This window comes from Paenibacillus sanfengchensis (genome assembly GCF_036864765.1).
GTDB lineage: Bacteria > Bacillota > Bacilli > Paenibacillales > Paenibacillaceae > Fontibacillus > Fontibacillus sanfengchensis.
Genome location: NZ_JBAGJC010000002.1, coordinates 103,595 through 126,853 on the forward strand (window position 1 = coordinate 103,595; position 23,259 = coordinate 126,853).

General features: G+C 50.6%; 19 protein-coding genes. All 19 read right to left on the reverse strand.

The genetic code is table 11. The features are described from left to right. Nucleotides 1-24 precede the first annotated feature (24 nt). The 19 genes from csrA to V4U84_RS04020 all read right to left on the reverse strand — a co-directional run bounded on the left by csrA (nt 25) and on the right by V4U84_RS04020 (nt 22,779). A complete protein-coding gene (gene csrA, locus V4U84_RS03930; RefSeq protein WP_334076798.1) occupies nt 25-264 on the reverse strand; it encodes a carbon storage regulator CsrA in 240 nt (79 codons plus the stop codon). Beyond that, the gene (fliW, locus tag V4U84_RS03935; protein WP_334076799.1) at nt 265-660 is read right to left on the reverse strand and encodes a flagellar assembly protein FliW; all 396 of its coding nucleotides are present in this window, start codon (nt 658-660) and stop codon (nt 265-267) included. A gap of 26 nt (nt 661-686) precedes the next feature. Beyond that, nucleotides 687-1,085 carry a DUF6470 family protein gene (locus V4U84_RS03940; protein ID WP_334076800.1) on the reverse strand — a complete coding sequence of 133 codons (399 nt, stop codon included), beginning with the start codon at nt 1,083-1,085 and terminating at the stop codon, nt 687-689. 30 nt (nt 1,086-1,115) lie between these two features. Then, nucleotides 1,116-2,003 carry a flagellar hook-associated protein FlgL gene (flgL, locus tag V4U84_RS03945; protein ID WP_334076801.1) on the reverse strand — a complete coding sequence of 296 codons (888 nt, stop codon included), beginning with the start codon at nt 2,001-2,003 and terminating at the stop codon, nt 1,116-1,118. A gap of 41 nt (nt 2,004-2,044) precedes the next feature. Continuing rightward, on the reverse strand, nt 2,045-3,616 hold the full coding sequence (gene flgK, locus V4U84_RS03950) for a flagellar hook-associated protein FlgK (protein WP_334076802.1): 1,572 nt from the start codon (nt 3,614-3,616) through the stop codon (nt 2,045-2,047). Nucleotides 3,617-3,646: 30 nt separating this feature from the next. Beyond that, a complete protein-coding gene (locus V4U84_RS03955) occupies nt 3,647-4,147 on the reverse strand; it encodes a flagellar protein FlgN (RefSeq protein WP_334076803.1) in 501 nt (166 codons plus the stop codon). 12 nt (nt 4,148-4,159) lie between these two features. Further along, entirely contained in the window at nt 4,160-4,444 is a 285-nt protein-coding gene (flgM, locus tag V4U84_RS03960; RefSeq protein ID WP_148452931.1) for a flagellar biosynthesis anti-sigma factor FlgM, read from the reverse strand. A 128-nt stretch (nt 4,445-4,572) separates the two neighbouring features. Beyond that, nucleotides 4,573-4,995 (reverse strand): TIGR03826 family flagellar region protein, encoded by a 423-nt coding sequence (locus tag V4U84_RS03965; protein ID WP_213507729.1) that lies wholly within the window; start codon nt 4,993-4,995, stop codon nt 4,573-4,575. Nucleotides 4,996-5,091: 96 nt separating this feature from the next. After that, nucleotides 5,092-6,150: a ComF family protein gene (locus tag V4U84_RS03970; protein WP_334076804.1), complete on the reverse strand. Its 1,059-nt coding sequence runs from the start codon at nt 6,148-6,150 to the stop codon at nt 5,092-5,094. Beyond that, nucleotides 6,147-8,243 carry an ATP-dependent helicase ComFA gene (locus V4U84_RS03975; protein WP_334076805.1) on the reverse strand — a complete coding sequence of 699 codons (2,097 nt, stop codon included), beginning with the start codon at nt 8,241-8,243 and terminating at the stop codon, nt 6,147-6,149. The genes V4U84_RS03970 and V4U84_RS03975 overlap by 4 nt, the downstream gene beginning before the upstream one ends. Nucleotides 8,244-8,434: 191 nt before the next feature. Continuing rightward, entirely contained in the window at nt 8,435-8,857 is a 423-nt protein-coding gene (locus V4U84_RS03980; protein ID WP_334076806.1) for a hypothetical protein, read from the reverse strand. A 533-nt stretch (nt 8,858-9,390) separates the two neighbouring features. Further along, nucleotides 9,391-10,119, reverse strand: a complete 729-nt coding sequence (locus V4U84_RS03985) for a response regulator transcription factor (RefSeq protein WP_334072166.1) — start codon at nt 10,117-10,119, stop codon at nt 9,391-9,393. After that, nucleotides 10,112-11,287, reverse strand: a complete 1,176-nt coding sequence (locus tag V4U84_RS03990; protein ID WP_334072167.1) for a sensor histidine kinase — start codon at nt 11,285-11,287, stop codon at nt 10,112-10,114. The genes V4U84_RS03985 and V4U84_RS03990 overlap by 8 nt, the downstream gene beginning before the upstream one ends. Nucleotides 11,288-11,334: 47 nt before the next feature. Continuing rightward, the gene (locus V4U84_RS03995) at nt 11,335-14,025 is read right to left on the reverse strand and encodes a stalk domain-containing protein (RefSeq protein WP_334076807.1); all 2,691 of its coding nucleotides are present in this window, start codon (nt 14,023-14,025) and stop codon (nt 11,335-11,337) included. A 253-nt stretch (nt 14,026-14,278) separates the two neighbouring features. After that, on the reverse strand, nt 14,279-17,590 hold the full coding sequence (locus V4U84_RS04000) for a SwmB domain-containing protein (RefSeq protein WP_334076808.1): 3,312 nt from the start codon (nt 17,588-17,590) through the stop codon (nt 14,279-14,281). 191 nt (nt 17,591-17,781) lie between these two features. Beyond that, nucleotides 17,782-18,984 (reverse strand): methionine adenosyltransferase, encoded by a 1,203-nt coding sequence (gene metK / locus V4U84_RS04005; protein ID WP_334072170.1) that lies wholly within the window; start codon nt 18,982-18,984, stop codon nt 17,782-17,784. A gap of 221 nt (nt 18,985-19,205) precedes the next feature. Further along, on the reverse strand, nt 19,206-19,478 hold the full coding sequence (locus V4U84_RS04010; protein ID WP_334072171.1) for an alpha/beta-type small acid-soluble spore protein: 273 nt from the start codon (nt 19,476-19,478) through the stop codon (nt 19,206-19,208). A gap of 118 nt (nt 19,479-19,596) precedes the next feature. Then, on the reverse strand, nt 19,597-20,136 hold the full coding sequence (locus V4U84_RS04015; protein ID WP_334072172.1) for a hypothetical protein: 540 nt from the start codon (nt 20,134-20,136) through the stop codon (nt 19,597-19,599). A 114-nt stretch (nt 20,137-20,250) separates the two neighbouring features. Further along, complete coding sequence (locus V4U84_RS04020; RefSeq protein WP_334072173.1) at nt 20,251-22,779, reverse strand: hypothetical protein; 2,529 nt, start codon at nt 22,777-22,779, stop codon at nt 20,251-20,253. Nucleotides 22,780-23,259: the final 480 nt, after the last annotated feature.

Consider the following 23,259-nt stretch of genomic DNA (forward strand, 5'->3'; position numbering starts at 1 on the left):
AACCCACCTGCCCTAAAAATGAATTTATATTTTAAAATTTTTCAGCAGGTTCAGGATTTGTTCTTGTTGTAATTGAGTTGTGTGTTCCTTAGCTGCCAAATTCTCGGCAACAATACCTTCGTATAGTTCTTGCCTTAAAATCTGTACATCTTTGGGGGCCAAAAACCCTAGCTTGATCTGATCCCCTTCGATCCCCAAAATTTGCACTTGAATATCACTGCCGATCATCACCGTCTCGCCGACTTTTCGTCTCAGCACCAACATTTAGGCTTCCCCCTTCGGCACCAATGGATGACGGACCGGTAGCTCCTGATCCTTGATAATATATTGGCAACCTTTCTGGGAATGTGGAGAGAGGAGAATCGGAGCCATCAGGTTAACATAGAGCTCGTCCTGATTAATGTTCACAATTAACATCACCCCGACATCTTCCGGTGATTTCAATTCAAGCAGGCCGATGGTCTCGTCGGTAATGCGGAAGCTGTAATCCTCCACAGCCTCGTGCGATGGCAGCAAAATAAAGCTGACTTCTTCCCCAAGCGCGTGCAGAACAAAAAAAGGAGTGCCTTCCATCGGAAGCAGGGCATACTGCCGGATATCGGGAATTCCCAGAATTCCCGATTCAAACAGATAGATCTGGCTGTCTTCAACTTCAAGCATTCCATATGCCTCACTATGCATTTTTTTCATTTTGGAAGGGCCCCTCTCGGATCGATCGAAATTTCGGGTGGATAGATGCGAAAATCTATAACAACGCCCTGGTGAGGAATGGCCTCAACCGTCACTTCCTTTTGTCCATTGCGCATGTAACGATCGTGGGCGATCCTTCCAAAGACATTTTTCTCCCCGGCGGCAATGTTCATCATTCGGTCGCCTTCCTGAGCTTTGATGGCCACATTCTCAATTGCCATTGACCAGGCTTGCTGTTCTATTTCTTTTGCTAACGTCATCGGTCGCTTTAATTCCAGATCGTTAAACACGCTAGTCCAATCCGTATCCATTTCGGCCGATTTCATCCGAATATTCAGTTCAGCTGGGCGATAAGCTCCCCAATCACTTGACAGCATAGGTTGAATCCCTGGCATATTTCCTCCTTCGCTTCACAGCCGCACCTATTATCTTAGGAAGTCAACAAGCGAGGTCTGCATAATTCTTGCTCCCGTTGAAAGAGCGGCCTGCAGTACCGTCTCCTTGGACTTTAGATCAATAATCGCGGTAGGGACATCCACGTCGGCCACATGCGCACGCTGCTCTTTTAAACTGACTTGATCATCGGAAATCCGATTCTCCATCAACTCAAACCGATTCATCCGGGCCCCGATTTCCGCCCAGCTTACCGATAAACGGTCCGCCGACGCATCAATCTTCCCTAATGCGGCACTTATACCAGTACGGTTATCCGTATTGAGAGCAGTAGCAAGATCATCCAACACCTTAAATACGTTGTCCGTCCCGGCAGCTCCGAATACAACCTCACCCGTTATACTAACCGGTACCTTTACGGAAGGACTTACATTCAGATAGAACAAGCCCGGATCCGTCTTTTCGCCGGATGCTCCAGCAGCTGTGTATGGCGCCTGATCCGTTTTTTGTCCATTAAACAGGTATCTTCCGTTATAGGTACTGTTACCGATCGTCACCATCTGTTCTTTCAATTGCTTAATTTCAGCGGCAATGGTTTGTCTCTGTTCCAGAGCATAAGTTCCGTTAGCCGCTTGCATGGTCAACGTACGCGCACGTTTCAAAACATCCGAAGCCTGCTGCAGCAAGGAATCCATCGTTTTCAGGATTTCCGAACCTGTCTTGGCATTCGTCAAAAACTCCTCGCTTCGCGCAAGGTCGGTGTCATAACGCATTTGATATCCCGTGCCGATCGGATCGTCACTCGGTCTGCTGATTTTTTGACCGGTAGTCAGCTGCTGCTGCCCTGTGGTCATGGATGTATTAATGTTGCGCAAGTTTTTCAAAAGCTGAATATTTTGCATCATGCCTGTTACGCGCATGGATGAACCTCCTTCGTAAAGCTAGTCAGCTAACTTTGATTTTATAACCCTACCCGTCCCATCTGATTGATAACCCGATCCAGCATTTCATCGACGGTAGTCATGTTCCGGGCGGCCGCATTATACGCTTGCTGAAAACGAATCATATCGGCAAGCTCTTCATCCATGGAAACCCCGCTCACGGATTGACGCTGCATTTGCAAATTATCGGTCATCGTTTGTTCGTTCTGATGGTTCCGTTCCGTATTGCTGGCCCGAATCCCGAGATCGGCCGTCAACGCGCGGAAATAATCATCCGTCGATCCCTGGGACATGGAGGTAAGCGCATCTGGGAAAGTAAAGATCGCGTCTCGCATACTCGCCAATGCGTTGGCCACGTCGCTGTTCCCGCGAATAACTTTGTTTACGCCGTTCACGGTCTCATATTGCGAGGATGCGGCAATTTTATTCGTGTCCGCCAGAATCTCCGGATTCACTTGAATGCTGTCGATCGTAAAATTCCCGCTAGCGGACGTAAAGAAAGGAATGCCGGAGGTCGTCGGTTGCGTTAAGGTATATCCCAATTGATGCAGTCCATTAAAACCTTTAACCATGACATCCATAGAAGACGTAATCTTTGACCCGGCCGGAATAGATTGGCCCGCAGGAATAACGCCCAGTCCATCCACCGTCACATCGTTTAAAGCCACCATATTATTCGTAGTAATGTAGCCGTTACTCAAGGTCACCTTAACTTCGCCCGTTACCATAGTGCCTACCAAACCGTTCAACTGGTTGCGGATCAGATCGGTTTCTTGAAGGGACCGTGTGTATCCGTGAAGTTGCCCCGCGGTAGCTGTGGCGGCGTTCGCTACAGTCAAAGGCGTAACGTTCTCGCCTTCCAATACATTCGCACCTGCGGAGATAATATTAACCATACCGTTCTCGTCCTCGACATACTGGACATCTACAATCGTCGACAGCTTATCCAGCAGCAAATCGCGCTGGTCCCGGTAATCATTGGCGTTATCGCCGAAACTCTCGTTGTCGCGAATCAGAACATTCAATCTTGCAATATTTTCGACGATATTGTTGGCTTCCATTACCTTCTTATCGATGTTGTTGTTCAAGTCATTCGTCAGGTTGGTTAAAGCCTCGCTGATATGTTTCAACGTATCCACCATGTTGCTGGCCGCACCGGCTACAGCCACACGTGCACTGAGCAAGGAAGGGTCCCGGTTCAAAGTCTCCCAGGAATTCCAAAAATCGTCCATCACCGCGCTAAGCCCGCTGCCCGATGGTTCGTTCAAGATATTCTGGATGGCGGTCATACTGGCGTTCTGGATTTCCCAAGAACCCAGCAACTGGTTCTCGCGCCGGAATTGGGTATCCAGGAAGCTGTCCCGAATCCGCGTAATGCTTGTGTACTCGACGCCGGTTCCCAATTGTCCGGGCTGCTGGCTCTTCGTCATCCCCATCGCCCAGATCGGGTTAGCCTCTCTCAGGTTCACCCGCTGCCGCGTGTATCCCTCGGTGTTGGCATTGGCGATGTTATGCCCCAACGTTTGCATTGATACGGTATTTACAAACAGAGCGCGCTTGCTCGTTTCGATGCCATGAAAAGTGGAGGTCATCTGCAATTCTCCTTTAACGTTTCGTAATAATTAAGCTCTCGTGTCAAACATACTTCTCGTTGCAGGCTTTCTGTCCTGGCCTTGAGGAGGCGAATAGGTCGCTCCATCGTCCTCTCCACCGATCATCAGGTTCAAAGAAAAATCGATGAAGGAGAGCGATTGTGTGATTAAATCCTGATTTAAAGCGTTCGCGTGCTTCAATTCCACCAAGCGCTTCCCTAATCTCACTCTTGCCTCATCCAGCGCTCGCTTCTCTTCGGGGTCGAACACCAGTCGGAGAATTTCCGATATCGTCAGTTCAAGCCGCGATTTAATGCCCTTGGACTGCAAAAATTCCTGCGCCGCGACCAAAAGCTCCTTCTCGCTCTCTTCAATAACTTTGACCAACTTCGACTCCCGCGACAGAGTCCCCACCAGTTCTTCGTAGTTTCGGTTCAGAATGGATTGTTTCTTCTGCTCCATAATTTCCAGCAACTTGACATGGAGCTCATCCATTTGGGTGAGACCATCGATTAATTTTTGAACTTCCATAGCCGCCCCCTATTATTTATCGGTAAAAGACTTGAAGTACGGAACGAGCTTCTCCGCCAGCTTGCCGGCGTCCACATGATAGGTTCCCGAGGAAACCTGGGATTTCAGTTCAGCGATCCGCTCCGCGCGAGCGGAGTCCTGAACGTTGCCCTGAGCTTTCAGCATCTCCATCCCTTCCGTGGAAATCGATACCTCATCCTTGCGGCGGGTCTTATTGTCAGCGTCTTTACGATACGTATCCACTTGCCGTTGATAATTATTTATGGCACCAAGCCGTCCGGTCTCATTGATTTTCATAAGGGCTCCACCTTTCTTTCCAAATAAAAAAGCCGATAATCTTTACTAAGTTTATCGGCGTGGATTGAATCATATTTAATAGCGAACCGTTGGATTATAAAGAATATTATGCCAAACTTTCGGGATTTTTATCTCGAAGGACCACGGAATTTGTCGATAACGCCGTAAGCTCCGCCGGTTTTATTCCCCTCTTCACCGGCTTTCCTTTCTTCCCGGGCAGCGGCGGTCAAATCCCGGGTAAGCCGTCCCCGGCACCCGTCACACATATTGCCTTCACGAATGAGCACACCGCAAACTTCACAGGGATACATCATATTTGGATTATTGGCGATGGAGATCCGGCCTTCTTTAATGAATTTCGTTATCTGCCGAACCGAGACCCCCGTAGCGTCGGAAACCTCCTGAATCGTCGCGGTCTTCTCCTGACGCAGGTATTCAAGACACTTTTCGTATTCCTTCTCGATGTCCTTAATGCAAACCGGACAGATATCTTTGAAATTCTTGGCAAACAGCCTTCCGCAGCGCGGACAATTTTCTACATTTAGAGCCATTCGACCGTTCGTCCTTTCAATATTACGTTATGCTGTTAGATTACCTTATTTAGGGAAGTTCGTCCATGGGTTTTAAAAATATTCCCAGATTTCCGACTAGGATCTCGCCCACGTCAGGCAATAGATTTCCGCCGAACGCCCCTCGGATTCGCATAACTCGCGGAGCAAACCGGCACAGGTATCGACCGTACTTCCGGTGGTATAAACATCGTCAATCAACAGCAGCCGGATCGGTCTAGCACGAGAGGTTTCGGCAACCATAGAATCATGAAGTGAAAAAACCGACCACGGAAAAGTTTTGGCCCCAGGGCGATCGAGCGCCGGTTTGAGCTGATCCCACGCGTCCTCCGCCGGGCAAAAGATCCCCTGCAGGTCACGCAGGCGCTGCCACCGGCTTTTAAAACTCTGCTTCTCGGTATGGCGGACACGCTCGAGCAAAGGGAGCAGCGGGGAACCGAGAATGGAGGCCGCCTCCAACGCTAACGTTCTGGCCTGGTTGAACCCGCGCTCCAGCAGCCGGTCCTCGCTGACCGGCACAAAAGTTACGGCATCGAAACGAAACCTGTCGCCTGTCCCGCCATTTTTTTCACTCAATTCCCGAAGCATTCGCTGTGCGGCAAATCCGGTCATGCGTGCCAGAACGGGGCCCAACGCCTCATTGCCTCTGAATTTATATTGGGCAAGCCACTCCCGCATCGTGGCATTGTAGGAAACCGCACTGCGGTTCAGCACAAAATTTCGCGCCGGCGCCCCTTCCCGGGTACAATCGGGGCAGCCTACCGGGCGCCCGCATTTTTTACATTTCAAAGACGTAATCCAAGGGATGGCTGCGTAGCAGGAGGAGCAAATTTCCGGGTAGCCTTTTGCGGTGCCGGAGATCATTTTGCCGCAGGTCAGACAAGGAAGAGCGGGAGGAGCAAGCAGATTATGCAGCGGAGACAGCACCGCTTCCTTGGCTGTGCTCCAATCGATTCTCGCATAGGAAACGGATCGTTCTTCGTTTACCACGGCTCCTTCTCGGCTGCAACCGACCAAACGGTCAGGCACCGCTCCTGTATCTTCTCCACCATCCCGGTGATACCCGCCGGGCCATACCCGATTTCTCAGTCTGACCAGGCGTTGCAACTCTTCACAGGCACAAGACGTATTTTTCATTTCTTCACGACCTCCTCATCTTCTTTTAAAAAGCCTTGTTTACGAGCCATCTCATTCATCTCGCGGATTTGGCGGACGGCTCCTTTTTGGGACCGGGTCCATTCCGGGGAAGCGAACACCACCCGTCCTTTCGGATCATCCTTGGATCTTCCCGCCCGTCCGGCCATCTGGACCAGGGAGGCCTCATCGAACAGATCGCTGTCGGCATCCAGTATGTATACATCGCTTTTTGGCACGGTTACTCCACGTTCCAGAATGGTGGTCGTCACTAAAATTCGGGTTTGGGCAGCGCGGAACTCGAGCACATGATCGCCCCGCTGCTTGTCCTGCGATGACGTTCCTTCAACAGCCTCAGCAGAGAAGTGCCTCCGCAAAAGCGCGACGACAGGTTCGATATGGCGAATGCGCGCCACAAAAATAAAGATCTGCGCGCCTCTTTTCATCGATGTCTCCAAAGCGGAAAGCAAGGCTTTTGGAAGCTCCCCCCGGCGCAAGCAGACATCGACCGGCTTTATGACGATTCGCCGAGGCAGCGGGAGCGGGTGACCATGAAACCGCGCCGGAACTTTAGCATGGGGCAACCGGCCGCTCCGAACCTCACGCTGCAAGGGAGCGGGGGGCGTAGCCGAGAGAAAGACAAATCGTCCGCTCGGCTTGCACGACTGCTCTGCGGCATACTCCAGCATTGGATGGTTATGGTAAGGAAAAGCGTCAATTTCGTCGATGATGACCAGATCAAACGCTTGGTAAAAACGCATGAGCTGGTGGGTCGTCGACAGAAACAGCCTCGCCTCCTCCCAGCGCTGCGGGCTGCCTCCGTAAAGAACGGCGGTGGGCACCTCCGGGAACGCCTGGGCGATCCGCGGGCCCAGTTCCAGGACCACGTCGCGCCGCGGGGTCGCGACGAGCACTTTACCGCCGCGGTCCAGGCTGTAGCGGAGCAGCGGAAAGATCATCTCCGTCTTGCCCGCCCCGGTCACCGCCCAGAGCAAAAAGCGGGGCGGTCCCGGCGCCGGCCCGGACGGAGCGGCCCGGCGCGGCCGCAGCCGGGCGGGGAGCAGGCGCAGCGGGCCGCCGGCCTCGGGGGAGGCGGCCCTGGGGATTGGCGCAGCCACCGGTCCCGGCTGCGCCAAAAACCGCAGCGCGGCGCCCGCCGCTTCGCGCTGCGCAGGGCTGAGGCCCCACCGGTCCAGCAGGGACCCGGTGGGGCTTCCCGTGCCGCCGCCTGCGGCGGGCGGCACATCGGCGCTGCTGCCGCGCAGCAGCAGCGCACAAGAGCGGCTGCGCCCCAGCGCGAGGCAGGCCTCGCAGTAGGCGCAGCCGCCGCAGCCGCACGACCCGCAGGGCGTGCGGCGGTGCACCCCGCTGCCGCAGCGCCGACAGCGGAGCTCCGGGGCCCGCCGCGCGAGCGGGCGGGCCGCCCCGCCCCGGGCGTCCGCTCGCGCGACGCCCGAAGTGAGCTGCACGCGCCCCTGCAGGTGCGCGAGCTGCAGCGCGGAGCGCCAGGCCGGGCCCAGCTCCGGCAGGCGTTCCGCCAAAAGCTGCTGGAGCTCCGCCTCCAGCAGCGACCGCCCCGTCAGCGCGTCCGCGAGTCGCGCCGCCTCGCGCGGCCCTGCTTCGGGGTGGCCCCGCCCCCGAAGCAGGACCGCTCCCGAGGTCGTCACTCCCCGCCCTCGGGTCCACAACCATTGCGGGTTCGCCACCTCATTCAGCGAACGGATTCCCACCGGCTCGCCGCGCCCTCCGTCTTTTACAATACCCTTCCGTTCCTCCTCCAGTTCCGCGGCTAAGGCTTCCTCCATGTATCGCATCCAATCGCGAGCCGTCCATCCATCCAATGTTTCGACCGGACGAAGACCGAACCCGTCACGAAGGGTCACCGCCCATCCCAGCGGCATTCCGGAGGACAACTGCAGCAACCCTTCCGCCTGCCCTGCTTCGGAAAATTTCCCCTTTCCCTGATCTGGCCGATGACCATCTTCCTCTTTCGTTTCCATCCCGTTTGACCACCAATAAAGATCGGTATGCATATCCAGCGTAATCCTCAATGCCCAACGCAAACTCCCCCTGACCGCATACAGCCCGACTTTCATTTGTTAACCCCCTCTTCAAGGTACTCCCGATTATGGAAGTAAAAAAATATAAATTAGAGGAAAATTATTGAATTTTTCAGCTTGCTGCAGAATCCGAAACAGCCCAAACAACGCAAAAAAGCACACTCCCCGGCCTATAGCCTGAAAAGAGTGTGCTTCACACTTTCAACTCATGTTCTCTATAAATTAATTCATACCTGGACATAGGGGATTTTTGCCGCCTCCTGCGGCTTGCGAAGATCCACATAAATCAGGGTCTCTTCTTCCGCCAGCGCGCCAGACCCGCTCATCCCGGCATCGCCTGACGCTCTCCATGACCGCAGCGCCAGTTCGATCCCCGGCTGATTCCGCAACCTTTGCACGATCCTACGGGTATCATCTTGAGAATATTCGTCCAGCACCGTCACTTTAACGGACTCGCCACGAATCCGCGCATACCATGATAAAGCTCTTAAATACCATTCCATTTGATCCCCGTGATTCCGGGTGACCAAAATATAGTGCGTTCTTCCGGAGTCCTCCGGCGGTTGCCGCCGAAGCCTGCCGTAAGAAAGGTGCACGAGCAGTGCTGCCATCACATAGCCGAGCAATATCCAACCCATGTGAACAACCATGGCCATTCCTCCTTGTAGAGCCCTTCGGCGGCGGGCCTTTCCCACGGCTGCCGAACACCCCTATATAGCGACAATATATGCCGCATCAAGGAAGACGGTTCCAAACGCACTTTGCTCAATTCCGTTCTGCACCACTTGCTATATAAGTTGAACTAGAAAATTAGCTTTAGGCAAGAGTGTGAAATGATTCTGGAGAAGCTACAAGCTTTCTGTAAGAAAGCTGCTTCGGAAGCGTAGGCTGCGTTCGCCTTTGTGACTGGATTTCTACCGACTTGTTTTACTTAACCCAGAAATCCGGGAACAACAGCGATCGGAAGAACATTCCACACGGCTGCCTCCTAGCAAATTCAAGTTCAATTTATATAGCCACATTAACTATTTTAATCTTATGTACGCGCCCCGGCAAACCCTCTTACTCTAATTTTTACGAACAAGAGGGCAGTCCTCTTATTTCATGTTCCAACAAAAATTGGAACACGAGACCGAAAAAGATCCCTAATTCGTGCTGTAAGACCTAACTGTTACATCCTTCCTTACAGGGTTACCCAGCCGAATTTAATCGCATTGATTACCGCTTGCGTCCGATCATCGACATCCATTTTTTGCAGGATGCTGCTGACATGGTTCTTGACCGTTTTTTCGCTAATAAACAAATGCTCCCCGATCATTTTATTGCTGCGTCCTTCCGCCATCAATCGGAGCACTTCCGCTTCGCGGCGCGTGAGCGGATTATCTTCGCCCGCCACAAATTTGACGCCTGCTTCGCGAATCGCATGATCCTCGGCGATCGCGCCCGTTTCACTCAGGTACTCCATCCGGCGAAGCTGCTGAATCAATTTCCCCGTTACCTTCGGATGAATGAAGGCATTGCCTTCGGCCACGGTGCGGATCGCGTTAATCAGCGATTCGGCTTCCATATCCTTCAGCAAGTAACCGGTAGCCCCTTTGCGCAGGGTTTCAAATACATAACTTTCATCATCATGAATCGATAAAATAATGACCTTGACTTCCGGAAGCGAGTCGCGAAGCTCGGCCGTCGCATCCACTCCGTTTAAGAGCGGCATGTTGATGTCCATGAGCACGATCTCCGGTTCTAACTGGTGGCAGCACTCCAGAACCTGAGAGCCGTCACCGCATTCCCCAACGACCTCAATATCTTCCTCCATATTCAAAATCCGTTTCAATCCCTCGCGAAACAGCTGGTGATCATCTGCCAAGAGAACTTTAATTGTTTGTCTACTGTTGGTAACAAGGTTATCCATCCTGGTGCTCCTTTCTCTTCTCTGCATTTGTCGGAATGTGGATAATGATTTTGGTGCCTATGTTCGCTGTCGACTCTATTTCCATTCTTCCTTCCAGCAATTCTACCCGTTCCCGCATCCCAATCAGACCGAAATGGGTATGCTCCTTTGTCTTCTGCTCCAATTGATCGACCTTGAATCCCAGTCCATTGTCTTGAACTACGATTTTGACCATTTGGGCCTGATAGGTGATATCGACACCGACATAAGTAGGAAAGGCATGCTTGGCTGCATTGGTGAGAGCTTCCTGAACCAGTCTGAATACCGCCGCCTCCATGGGTGAAGACATGCGATGTTCTTTCCCTCTCGTTTCGAAGGTCGTTCTAATTTTGGTCTTCTCTTCGAAATCATGTACATACTTGCGCAAAGTCGGAATCAAACCTAGATCATCTAAAGCCATGGGACGCAAATTAAAAATGACTTTCCGCATTTCTTCCAGACTGGAACGGACTTGACTCTTCAAGTCTACTATTTCGTCCTGTACCATCTTAAATTCCTGCTTGGCAAGCATTCTTTCCACAATTTCCGTCCTAAGAACTAGATTCGCCAAAAGCTGAGCCGGTCCGTCATGAATCTCCCGCGAGATCCGCTTTCTTTCTTCTTCTTGCGCTAAAATAATCTTTAAACCGATTATCTGTCGGTTTTTGGCCGACTCCAGAATTCGGGACACTTGACCCAGTTCACCCGACAGGTATTCCAGCACAACCCCCATCTGCGAACTGACGGTTTCCGCCCGTTCCACGGATTTTTCGACATTTCGCGCCCGCTTCTGTAATTCATCCCGGCGTGCTTTCAAATACATTTCTTTTTCCCGGTAAATCAATAGATCCAACTGAAGCTGGGTGGCTTTCTCATAGGCCTGTTTAATGTCTTCTTCCTTATACCGCACAAAATCCCGGCTGACTTCCGTCAGCCGGATGCGGGAACGCCGGTAATTAATTTCCAGTTGATCGACCTTTTCCACAGTCTCTGCGGTTTCTTTAACGACCTGCTGCAACTCATTGTTGAGCGTCTTGAGCTCATTCCGCGCTGCGTCCAGAATTTCAAGGATCTGCAGCTTGCTATTCTCCATAACGCCTACGGCGTTTTTAATAACGCGGTCAATTGCATCAGCTTGATAGTCTGCCACTTCACCCTTCTCCATTCCCTGTGTCCGTATACTCCGAACTTATCATATCATGATTCGAGGGTAATGGATTTGGTTTTCTTTTCCCAATTTACGGATATCCCTAGTTGCTCCGAAACCAAGCGAAGAGGGACCAAAGTCCTATTGTTATCGATAATCGGGGAAACCTCGGCTTTTTTCGTAGCCCCATTCAGAATAAATTCTTTCTTCCCTACGGTTAACTCAAGCACGGTGGTACCGCGCGTGACGGTGATTTTCTTCGCGGTTTTGTTCCATAACGCCTCCCCGCCAAAAGCATCCACCACATACTTGATCGGGATATACGTCGTTCCGTCCTTCAACAGCGGAGCCACGTCCATATTTTGTTTTTGCCCGTTTACGGTCATCGCTTTCTGCCCGGCGATCATCGTCACCGTAGCGCTTGGCAGGCCCGTATCTCCACCCGTCACCGGGGCAGTAAACCGGATATTATCAAAAGACACGCTTCCCGTCAAGGCACGCTCATCCTGGCCGTCCTCCAGGTTTACCACATAAAGCCGTTTCAGCTTGGCCGGGTGCTTCAGTCCGCTTGCCGTCAAATCGACCGTCAATGTCTTCCATCCGGTAAAGTCGAGTGGCCGCGCAAGATCCACATAAACGCTCTTTCCGTCCGCTCCGGCAAACTCGGCCCGCAGCCAGTTCAGGCCCGCATCTCCAAGCACGTCGATGGCCATCGACGTAGCTCCTTCCGGAATAGCCTTGCCTGCGGTTCCATTGATTTGCGCATAGCCGAATTTATTGCCGCTGCCTCCGGTCAGGTCATAATCCAGTTTAAGCACTTTGGATTTGGCGCGCTCTCCGGTTCCTTGGACGATCGCTGCCGTTCCTTTGGCCTCCGTCGGCAAGCCGGTAAAGGACACCGGATAACTCACATTCTCGAAGCTTTCCCAAACCTGCTCTTCGGAAGAGGACAGCACGATCGGCGTCCCGCTGAATCCGTCATACTTTGGCGTAGCATAAGCAACCTTGGCCCCGTTATTGATGGATTGCACCGTCAGGACACCACTTTGCACGCTTGCCTTCATGCCGGAGAACACCCACTTGACCGATTCATCCGGCACGTTCACGGTTCGTCCGTTTTTCAATTTGGCGGTCACTGGAACCGAGACGGTCGCTCCGGCCTCCAGCGGCGCAAATGTCGTTACCGGCGTCAGGCCGGCCAGATCGCTGCCGCCGAGCACGGTCACATCCATGCTGCTCTTTGCCTCTCCGCTTACCGCCGTTATTTTTGCGGCGCCTGCCTTAATGCCTTTAAAGCCCGACCCGGTCCAAGCTACATTCCCGTTGCTCGACTTCCAGGTGGCTTGAACGCTCGCCGTATCGATCGGGTTGTAATAGGTGTCATAGCCCTTCAAGCTAAAAGACACCGTCTGCCCGATCAGCAAAGTCGAAGCCCCGCTAACCTGCAGCCCTTTGAGCGTCCCCTGCGGAGCTGTCGTGAACACGCCGAGCCCATTGGCCACAGAGCGTTGACCCGCGGAGCCGTTGGAGGTCGTAAACGTCAGCTCCGCCTCCGTCTCGGCGAGCGGACGAGTGACCATCGTCGTCGAGCCGCCGCCGTCCAGGTTCAGCCCTTTCCAGACCCCGATCGACGTCATAAAGCTTTGCAGTTCCTTCAAGGTCATCCCGGGACTGTCGCTGTTCTTTTCGACCGTAATAATATATGCCTTCTTCTCGTCTTTTGAGTAGCCGACCGCGGTTCGGGCCACGGAACTGCTCCCACTGATCGAGGTGGTCGAGCGGGTGAACGAGGACGCTTTCCCCTGATCGACCAGAAGCGTATGACCTCCGATCAGCATTTTGAAATCGGACGGGTTTATCTCCTGGCCGCTCGTTTGCGAAACCAACGAATACCTTGTCTCTAGCCGTTGTCCTACCGCCAAATGAGCGGATATGTATTCTGCCGCCTGACCATGCGCCCGCAAAATATATCCGTCCGCCGGAACCGGCCCCGGAATCGCCGACTGAGGAGAAATTTGCTGGATCACTCCGCCCTGAACCAACACCTCCGTCGGCGTCGTCCCGCTCCCTTTCGGACGCTCTTCGGATTTCCATGCGCTTGTATAGATAAACATTTTGTTGACATGGCTGTGAGCCTTATCCGGCTCCGTTGTATACGATTCCTGGTTAATCCCCTCCAGCGGGAAGGTCGTGCCGTCTTCAGCCAGTACGGTGCCGCTAAACATGTACCGATCGATGATCGGGGTGTTGCCGTTATTTACGCCAAAAGCAAACATCCCCGTAAGCTGCGCCGGACTGGTCACCAACGTGCCTTTGGAAACGGCGGCGCCCATCGGTACCCCTTGCCCCCCCGTCGCAAAGAAATCTCCGTTCACTCCGGCCACGGCGCCCGTCTCCTTGGCCATGCCTTCAACGGTTTGCCGGGTCGTCAGTTGTCCGCCTTTGCCTGTCATCACATCCAATTGGACGTATGGGTTACTCAAATCTATCTCGATCACGTCGGCCAGCACATTTACTTGCTTCCCTGAGCGAGTCGTCGTATACCGATATTTTACGAGCTTGGCTCCGGACGTAACGATTTCCTCACCTAAACGGGTGGCCTGACTGGCCGCCGCATGAATCGTCGATATCGAGCCTCCGAACAACTCGGGTAACACCACCGGCTGGATCCAGATCAACCCCGCCAACGATACAATAATCCATTTTTTACCTTTATTTGCAGCAATTTGCGTCCATTTCATTCTATTTCCGGTCTCTTCTCTACGAACTACCATTTTTATTTGCTACTCTCCCATCTTTGTGTGCTGTCTATGATCCCGAGACGACTCCGGGAATCTTCCACCTATTTAATAGACTACAATCCCGCGGAAAAGTTACGAAAAAAAGCAAATTTCATGAGAATTGGTGGAAATTACAAAATCGAAAGAATTCCAGCATAAACAGCCCGCTCTCCGAATAAGAGAGCGGGCTGCGTAAACTAGCCAGAGTAATTTTTTACAGATAGTTCAAATTGTTTAACACCCGTTTCACCATCACAGCGGCTTGGGCGCGGGTAGCATTTCCCGTAGGCCGGAACGTATAGGCATTAACGCCCTGAATAATGCCCGCCTTGACGGCTTTGGCCACCGTTTCCTTGGACTGGATCTTCGAGCCGTCTTTAAAGCGGCCGAGCACCTGTGCGGAAGAAGTGCCCAGGTTCGTATCATGCCCGGCATATTCCATCGCCCGCACCATCATCAAAGCCATCTGTTCCCGGGTGATGAAGCTTCCCGGTTTAAACGTCCCGGCGGGTGTTCCGTTGATAATCCCCGCTTTCGCCGCCGCACCGATATAGCCGGCAACAGTGCTTCCGGACGCGACATCGGAGAACCGGCGCGCATTGGATGCATCTGCGGTCAAACCGAGCCCTTTTGCGATAAATACGGCGAACTCGGCGCGGGTGATGTTTTTATCGGGTTCAAATTTGGCGCCCGAGCGGGTATCAATGATCAGCTTGCTCGCCAGCTCCGTGATATCTTTACTCGCCCAATGCTTCAGTGTATCCGAAAAGTAACTATACCCCGCCGCAGGTCCAACCGCCTTGTTCCCGCTGATCTTTCCGCTGAGCACATAGCTGCTTCCGCTCCCCTTCACCGTTGAAGGCACAAAAGAAGCCGTTCTGGTCAGCAACTCGAATTGAGCCAAGAAGGTTTGGCCGCTTGCCGTGGTGTCGGAAGCTTTCATGTAAATGTTTCCGGTAGTGTTCAACTCAACGGCGCTTTGCGCCGCAGTCCCATTAGATATAGTCACGCTGACTTGAATGGGATCTCCCAAAGGCGTTGTCGTAACCCCATTATTATAATTTACTGACGGCATCTGAACCTTAGTTACCGGTTCTAACTGTACTGTAATAAATGCGGAGGTAAGTGCCGATACATTCAAGGATCTCGAGATCTCCATATAAGGGATTTTCTCGATAGGCAGTTCATACATCACCGAATTGTATTTCACCGCAAAAGTACCGGTCTTTCCGCTGCTGTACATGTCCATCAAAGCGGTCACAGGAATGACTACTTCAGCGGCCTTCTCCGTAGAAGGAACCTCGAACACGATCCGCTTTGTCGGCGCATTGCTCGCGGTCAAGTATTTGTACGCATTCTGCAGCTTAACCGTATCGATCGTATATTTTTTGATTCCCTGGCCGAATTTGGAGCGGCTGTCCGTCGCTTGGGCCGCATTGAGATTCAGCAGAAAACCGCCTACGCCAAAATCAACATTCGACATGTTCGTGAGATAATCCGGTTGGGAGGTTGGTGTCGTTGACGTCTGTCCGGTTGGATTGGAATTCGTTTGACCCCCTGCCGTATTTTGTACCGCCATGTTGTTAAAGCTTTTCAACTGATTGCCAAGCGTATCGTAAAGTGAAGATGCCCCCGTCAGATAAGACAGAGTAACTACTTGCCCGGCCGTTACGGGAGTCGCCAGTTTCAGAACTACGGTATTCCCGCTAATGGTGGCGGACGTGATCCCAATGCTGAGTTTATCTACGAATACATTAAACTGGTTCACCGGAAGGTAAGACATCCCCCGTAGCGTGTTGTTGTATGTTATCGTCAGTGTATCCCCCGTAACTGTGGCGGAACGCACCCCCTCGGCTACCGCTGCATAGGTGACCGGCTGCAGGTTGATATACCCCGCCAGGTTTCCGTTCAGGTCAGCGATTCCATCGCTCCCGCCTGCCACGTAGGATACCGTTACTGCTTGATTTTGTGTAAAAGAAGAGGCCAACGTTAGCTTTACTTGGTTATCTATAATCTCTACAGCATTTACATATACGGGCGCATTATTTACCAACACCGAAAATTGGCTTTTTAAAGGCAATCGGGTCGTTCTTAAGGCTTCATTGTAGTTCAGAATTACGGTTCTATCCGATCCTTGCGCACTCTTAAATACAGGCGCCACAGAATCATAGTAATTCCGGACAAAATAATCGTTAAATCCTGCAATCTCCATACCTCTGTAATCCTGTAACGGATAGGATCCAGGTGTATATGAGACTTTTACCACTTCTCCGTTGGAGACGGAACTGGATAGGTACAATGTAATCGTCGATCCACTATGAGTTAGTCTGTTGACGCTTTTAGTTTTGCCATCTGCCGTGACGGTGAACTGCTGATAGGCATTGCTTGATGGGCTCTTTAGCGAATCGGTAAAATACAAGGTTATTTCACTCCCGCTAACTCTACCGTCAGTTGGTTTCGGACTAACCGAGTCAATCCCGTTGGTTACCGCTCTATTCGAAAAAGTTGCCGCCGCATTTCCCGCCCGATCTCTAATCGTTTGACCTGTATAGCTGATTTTAACGTCTTGCCCTACGGCTACTCCAGTCCTCAACTCGACATACACATAGTCTCCGGAAACAGAGACATCGTCAACCCGGCGATTCTCCCCGTTTACTGTCACCGTAAAGCTCGAATCTGGAATATTGATGGAGGAATCGAGTCGCTCATTATACTGCAAACGAATTCTGGTATTGTTGTACATGGTGGCATTCTGGAGAAGTGGTGCCGTTTTATCATTATCGGAGGCCGTAGTAAAGTACCAGCGGCTGCTTCCGGAAAAGCCCTCAAAATAATTGGAACTATTGCTGGCATCCACGATCCCGTAACGATCGGCTTCCACATAATATCTTGTTCCCGGCTCAAGGCTGGACTTCGGATTAATCGTGACTGTGCTATACCCATTTGACGTTACGCTAATCGGAATGGAAGCCGAGCTATTGGATCTACGAAGCGTAAGCCCCCCTTGCGAAGTATTCAGCTTTACATTTCTATTAAACTGTATGCTGGGCTGCACATTGACGCTTACATTCGTGCTTCCGGCGGACGGATTGAAGGAAGACACTGTAATAGAACCTGTGCTGCTGCCGGCAACAGTTTGAAAAGACCAGTACTCCGCGTCATTTATCGTACCGTCCTCTCCGGTAAAGGTCCCCTTAGGAACTTGTACCGTATAGAGGGTATTGTACTCAAGCTGTCCCAATGGAGACAACTCTACTTCATAGGTTGCCGTGGTAACCGTAGCGTTAATGGTTTGCGAGCTACCCGTATTGCTCTTGGTCAGCCAAATCGATCCTTTCGAAGTCACCTTTTGATTAAACCTCATCTTGATTTTGGTATTGATAGGCACGTTACTTTCCCCGTTAACCGGGCTTGAACTAACCAAATCCGTTGGAGGGACGGCAGCCGAAACCGACAAGCTCCCCCAAGCACTTAATAGATTGATGACCATAAAAACGGCCAACAATGCCGATACTTTTCGTTTCATTCGTAAAGTTCCCCTTTCACCTGCATCGCTTATGTATTTCACGCCATAGGCCATAAAGCGCACACCTATATTTATTAACGGCATATGTGGGGGTGAAGTTTAGGACTCTGTGATAGACATATTTCAAAAAAATAAAAACAGGATACCTTATCTCCAAATGGAACAAGATACCCTGTTTGTGTTTTCACCCTTTAGATCCCGGCTTGAGCCTTCAAAGCCTCCGCCTTATCGACACGCTCCCAAGGAAGGTCGATATCCGTGCGGCCGAAATGACCGTAAGCGGCGGTTTGGCGGTAGATCGGACGACGAAGATCCAGCATACGGATAATGCCGGCCGGGCGAAGATCAAAGTTTTCGCGTACCAGTTCAACCAGCTTCTCTTCTGCAATTTTCCCTGTTCCATATGTGTCTACGTTAATGGAGACCGGGTTTGCTACGCCGATGGCATAAGCGAGTTGAATTTCCACCTTGTCGGCCAAGCCGGCGGCAACGAGGTTTTTCGCTACGTACCGGGCTGCATAAGCTGCCGAACGGTCCACCTTGGTCGGGTCCTTCCCGGAGAAGGCACCGCCGCCATGGCGAGCATATCCGCCGTACGTGTCGACAATAATCTTACGGCCTGTCAGACCGGCGTCGCCTTGAGGACCGCCAATAACAAAACGGCCTGTAGGGTTAATGAAATATTTGGTTTCTCCATCCAGCAGCTCGGCTGGAACCACAGGGAGAATGACTTTTTCTTTAATATCTTTCTGGATTTGCTCCAGCGCAATTTCTTCGGCATGCTGCGTGGATACGACGATGGTGTCCACACGCTTTGGTCTGCCATCGATGTACTCGATGGTCACCTGGGTTTTACCGTCCGGACGGAGGTAATCCAGCGTACCATCCTTGCGCACCTCGGAAAGACGGCGGGCAATACGATGGGACAAGGCGATCGGCAACGGCATCAATTCCGGCGTCTCATTTGTTGCAAAACCGAACATCAAGCCTTGGTCACCTGCGCCGATATTTTCGGTTTCTTTATCCACTTGAGCCGGATCACGGTTTTCGAGCGCCGCATTAACGCCTTGCGCAATATCCGCGGATTGCTCGTTCAGCGATGTCAAAACGGCGCAAGTATTGGAATCGAATCCGTACTTAGCCCGGGTATATCCGATCTCCTTCACCGTTTTACGCACGATGGCCGGAATATCCACATATTCCGACTTGGTGCTGATTTCGCCGATGACGAGTACAAGCCCGGTAGCTACGGAAACTTCGCACGCCACGCGAGCGTAAGGATCGTTCTCAAGGAATGCGTCAAGAACCGCATCGGAGATTTGGTCGCAAATTTTATCCGGGTGCCCTTCAGTTACGGACTCGGAAGTAAATAAGTGTCGCCCTTGGATGGACATGAAAATCAACCTCCCCTATGGATAGTATGGCAAAAGCCCAAGTATCCAATACTAAATATGATACCGTGAATCCTCGAGGATCGGCGATCGGGTGAATTTTTACCCAAATCAAAAAATGAACCTTTCCCTTAGCGGAAAAGGTTGAATTGACAATCCTCAAAAGTCATATTAACGTATTTGCCAGGTCATGTCAAAAGAAATAAGGGACAAGTCCGTAGTTTTTACAAAAGAAGCTGTTTCTGCGCCTCAGCGACAAGACGTTTCGTAATTTCCCCTCCGACCGAGCCATTCTCCCGGGAAGTCATGTATTTCCATTCCATTCCCGAGTTACCTGATCCATAAGCGCCGAGTTCACCGGCAAATTCGGCATCTGCGGACCCCGCTAAACCCATGGTATTTGCAACAGGAAGCCCGAATTCCGCAGCAATCTCATACTTCATTTGATTGATCATCTGACGGCTTTCCGGTACGATTTTACGGTTGCTTCTTGCCATAAAGGGATGCACCTCCTGCAAAATTTTTATCTCAGGAGTAGTATGTGCACCGACCCTTCACCTAGCCCTTTTAATGTTTGTTACATCTGGCAAAAACATGCGGTCGTATGTTAATTCCTTACTTGACCGAATAACCGCCTCGAACCATAACGGTTAGATTATACTTGCTCCCCTCAGCAACCTGAATCCCGCGTCCTGCACGCGGAAACGAAAGCAAGTGGTTATTCGCTACAGTTCCCCCGTTGCCGACATCCTTCCCGTCAGTCAAATCCGCAACACCATTGGAATCTTCGCTGTAGATCACCGCTTTGCCGGATCGGACGATAAATTCCGCGCCCGCCGAGGCGATGAGAATCTTCCCCGGCTTCACATCAACAATCTCGATGGCTTCTGTACTGGCGCTACCGCTTTCGTTATTGTCGGTTTTTGCAGGTGCGGTTGGTTTAGAAGGTGTAGACGGAGTTGTAGTCGCCCCTCCGCCCTTTAGGGCCTGTTGGATGGCTTGATCCACATAGCTCTTCGTAACCACCGGATCATCAGCGGTTCCCGGCTGGGTAGAGGCTCCCGCCCCTTCTGCCGTCAAATTCATTAAAGAACCTGCCCATATTCCTCCGCCAACCACAACAGCGGCCGCAGCTACTTTCCATGGTGTCTTCATGCTGTTCCTCCTCTAATCTCTCCTTTGATGATTCTATCATATTCGTTTCACGAGAATGGAACAAGGCCAAAGTCGTTTATGACTTTGGCCTTGTTTTTGATAAAAATAGTCAAGTTACAGATCGGTTTCACCGTACCCGACGGCTTGAGTGGCAAGCTTTGTTTTAACACCTTGGTAGAGATCGTAGACTGAGAATTGGAACGAACCCGTTCTAATGGCCGTAAAAATCGGATCGTTAATAACATATGAGTAATCTCTATTGGTGACAAGCTCAAAGTCTTTTTCCAGCTCGATTTCCTTTTCAAATCTCGCTCCGCTGGAATCGACAACCTCCAATAGATACTTATGCTGGAATTCGCCCATTTCAAAGTTCAAATCGCGTTTAAGTTCATATTTGAAGCTTACTTCCAATCCGGAACCGCTCGTTTTTCCTTCTATATTCGCGATGTTTAGCGTGTAAGGGAACAGTTCGATATTTTTCAAAGAATTCTGCAAATCACGGCTATCCAAAGTTAACTCCATCGCCGAAGCGTTGACGTAACCCGTAACCGCCTCTTCCGCCGTACTTGTAAATTTGTTTTCCGAAATACTCTCTCCGATAACCAGATCCCAGTTGGCAACATCCGCCGCTTTAGGGATTTGGGCAGAGAAAGTTACAATACTGGCAGCTTTAGGTCCGACTGTACGCGTAACCTGATTTGCCGTTGCCTTGTAGTACTGTCCATCCTTGGTTCGGTAGTACCCCGTCAAGCGGGAAAGATTGCTTTGCTTATCTTCCTGGTTGCGGAGAACAAGCTCCGTATATAACACGTCGTAAGTCGTTCCTTTGTACAAGTACGTCTTCCGTGTTTGCAGGTCCGCTTTTTTCCCAGCTGTATTCAGATCAAACAAACCGCCGTCGGCAACCAGTTTCAAGTCGCTAGTCTTGCCGTATTTAGTAAACATCACCCAATTGCTAGTAGAATCGGTTCCTGTCTTCTGCTGCAATTGCACCTGCATTTGCGAGAAATTCAAGTCGGATGGGATGTTGGCAACGACGTAAACATCCGCCTTCTCACCCTCTCCCAAGATCCGGGTGGTATTGCTGTTTATCAGTTGCACTGTACTGCTGATGTTGGCCCCATCCATTTTATAAGCTCCAACAAATTCCGGAAGTTTGGCTGCCTTGTTCCCCTTATTCGTAATCGTAATTTTGGAAGTTAAAATATTTCCGGTATCCCACGGCAGTTTTTGAACACTATCCAAGGTTACGCCATAGACCCCATCGTTGTTTTTGACGGTACGCTCCTGTCCTCCCGCTGTAGACTGCCTTTCCTCAAACTCAGGGAAACTGTAAAGAGCAATCGGATAGCTACCCGTCGTGGCTTTTGTTCCGCTCGGATCCTCTGCCGTGGAAGTCCCTGTCGGTGTTTTCAGGATAAGCTCCATTTCCTCTTCATTAGCGATAACAGGAATTATACCATCAATAGAAATGATCTGCGATTCGTCGGGCCCCAACGCTGTGCCTGTTAAACCGCTGGCCGTAAGCGGATATGTCTTCGAGCCAACCTGCACTTCAAACGAATAGTTGGGGAGCGTAATCGTGCTATGCCCTTTGTTCGCCAACTCAAACTGGATAGACAGTGTACTTTCTCCAAAGCTTTGGTTTCTGGAGACGCTATTGATCTTGGTCGTAATTTTGTTGTTATCGACAGTTAAGGCCTTTTCTTTATTCACGGCCGTTTTGGTAAATTGACCTGTCGTAATTCCCAAGTCCATCGACGCGATCGGCAAATCGTTTTTGGTTGTTTCATCGTTTTGCGCCATCAAAAGCTGTAGATTTTTTAGATTTACCGATTTTGGAACTTTAGCTATTAAATTCAGCGTTTTCGTTTCTTGCGGCAAAATTTGATAATTCGAGCTTGTCGAATCCGCGGATAGGGCAAAAGGCGTCCCGCCGGCGGTTTGGACAACAAATTTAAGATTCGGATTTTCCAAAGTTTTAGAGCTTGTATTTTGAAGATTTAGTTCCACATATACATATTTATTGTCGTTCAGCCCCAAAATATTAACGGAATTAACTTTAGCTGCCGCAGAGGAGCCATTCAAATTCAATTTTGCCGAACTCTTTACGGGAGTAGTAACAGAGTATGTAGAAGGAATTTTTATGCTGCCCAGTAATTGCTCATATCCTGCTACACTGAAATTCCATTTAATGACTTGAAAGTTCAAATCACTATACTTTAACCCTTTGGCAATTTTGGCGGTATACGTCACGCTGAGAGAAGAACCGGGGACAACCTTTTTCTTGTCTTTATCAGCGCTTATTGCAGTTACGGAATAAACCGTCCCTGAATTCGTCTTCACTTTTGTCCAATAATCCACCAGAGACAAAGTCTTACTGTCATTATTATTATAGGTTAACGTATAGGTTAACACACTGCCTTCTTCTTGGGATAAAATATTGACATTACTAAGTCTCACGGTACTTTTGGATGTTACCTTCACCGCATTCAAATTGTTAAGTGTTTTAACCGATGATTTTTGCTTCGTCTGGGTCGTCTTCTTCGGTGTTGTTGAGGCAGCATCTACAATCCCTGTAGTACCTTGGGCTAATAAAGCCATTACAGCTATTGATGCTACTAACGATTTTGCTTTGTTCAAGTCCAAACCTCCTAATAAAAAGTCGTATATATATTATATACGTAAAAGCTTAAAAAAAGTTTAAACTTAGTTAAATATATAAATATGAACTCAAGATGAATTAATATCACAAATTAATGAATTGTGGGTATCCCTTTATTTAAGGTCCATAATACAAGTGATCCCTGACTGGATTTCTTAACCTTTTTAAACAGTGTTTTTGCCTTAGTTGGCCCCTTACGTTAATTCCTGACTTGACGACCCCTCATTTAAGCTGACGCCCATAATGGGCATAAAAAGTAGGAGGTGGGCGGTTAACTCCGCCCTCTCACATATTAACATATGCATCATTTCCCCTTCTCCTTGCAGCTTAGCCTCTCCGATTTTCCGGAATTTCGTGACTCTCGATTTATGTCCTATGTTAACTCCTGCGGGTTTCACCGTATTCTTGCGACTGCAATTATGAAATGACCGCCCTAGAGCTACGCCCTGCGGGGGTAT

Bases quoted from the DNA above. Each gene is read 5' to 3' on its own strand.
- csrA (WP_334076798.1), bottom strand. From the start codon at position 264: ATGTTGGTGCTGAGACGAAAAGTCGGCGAGACGGTGATGATCGGCAGT.
- fliW (WP_334076799.1), bottom strand. From the start codon at position 660: ATGCTTGAAGTTGAAGACAGCCAGATCTATCTGTTTGAATCGGGAATT.
- V4U84_RS03940 (WP_334076800.1), bottom strand. From the start codon at position 1,085: ATGCCAGGGATTCAACCTATGCTGTCAAGTGATTGGGGAGCTTATCGC.
- flgL (WP_334076801.1), bottom strand. From the start codon at position 2,003: ATGCGCGTAACAGGCATGATGCAAAATATTCAGCTTTTGAAAAACTTG.
- flgK (WP_334076802.1), bottom strand. From the start codon at position 3,616: ATGACCTCCACTTTTCATGGCATCGAAACGAGCAAGCGCGCTCTGTTT.
- V4U84_RS03955 (WP_334076803.1), bottom strand. From the start codon at position 4,147: ATGGAAGTTCAAAAATTAATCGATGGTCTCACCCAAATGGATGAGCTC.
- flgM (WP_148452931.1), bottom strand. From the start codon at position 4,444: ATGAAAATCAATGAGACCGGACGGCTTGGTGCCATAAATAATTATCAA.
- V4U84_RS03965 (WP_213507729.1), bottom strand. From the start codon at position 4,995: ATGGCTCTAAATGTAGAAAATTGTCCGCGCTGCGGAAGGCTGTTTGCC.
- V4U84_RS03970 (WP_334076804.1), bottom strand. From the start codon at position 6,150: ATGAAAAATACGTCTTGTGCCTGTGAAGAGTTGCAACGCCTGGTCAGA.
- V4U84_RS03975 (WP_334076805.1), bottom strand. From the start codon at position 8,243: ATGAAAGTCGGGCTGTATGCGGTCAGGGGGAGTTTGCGTTGGGCATTG.
- V4U84_RS03980 (WP_334076806.1), bottom strand. From the start codon at position 8,857: ATGGTTGTTCACATGGGTTGGATATTGCTCGGCTATGTGATGGCAGCA.
- V4U84_RS03985 (WP_334072166.1), bottom strand. From the start codon at position 10,119: ATGGATAACCTTGTTACCAACAGTAGACAAACAATTAAAGTTCTCTTG.
- V4U84_RS03995 (WP_334076807.1), bottom strand. From the start codon at position 14,025: ATGAAATGGACGCAAATTGCTGCAAATAAAGGTAAAAAATGGATTATT.
- V4U84_RS04000 (WP_334076808.1), bottom strand. From the start codon at position 17,590: ATGAAACGAAAAGTATCGGCATTGTTGGCCGTTTTTATGGTCATCAAT.
- metK (WP_334072170.1), bottom strand. From the start codon at position 18,984: ATGTCCATCCAAGGGCGACACTTATTTACTTCCGAGTCCGTAACTGAA.
- V4U84_RS04010 (WP_334072171.1), bottom strand. From the start codon at position 19,478: ATGGCAAGAAGCAACCGTAAAATCGTACCGGAAAGCCGTCAGATGATC.
- V4U84_RS04015 (WP_334072172.1), bottom strand. From the start codon at position 20,136: ATGAAGACACCATGGAAAGTAGCTGCGGCCGCTGTTGTGGTTGGCGGA.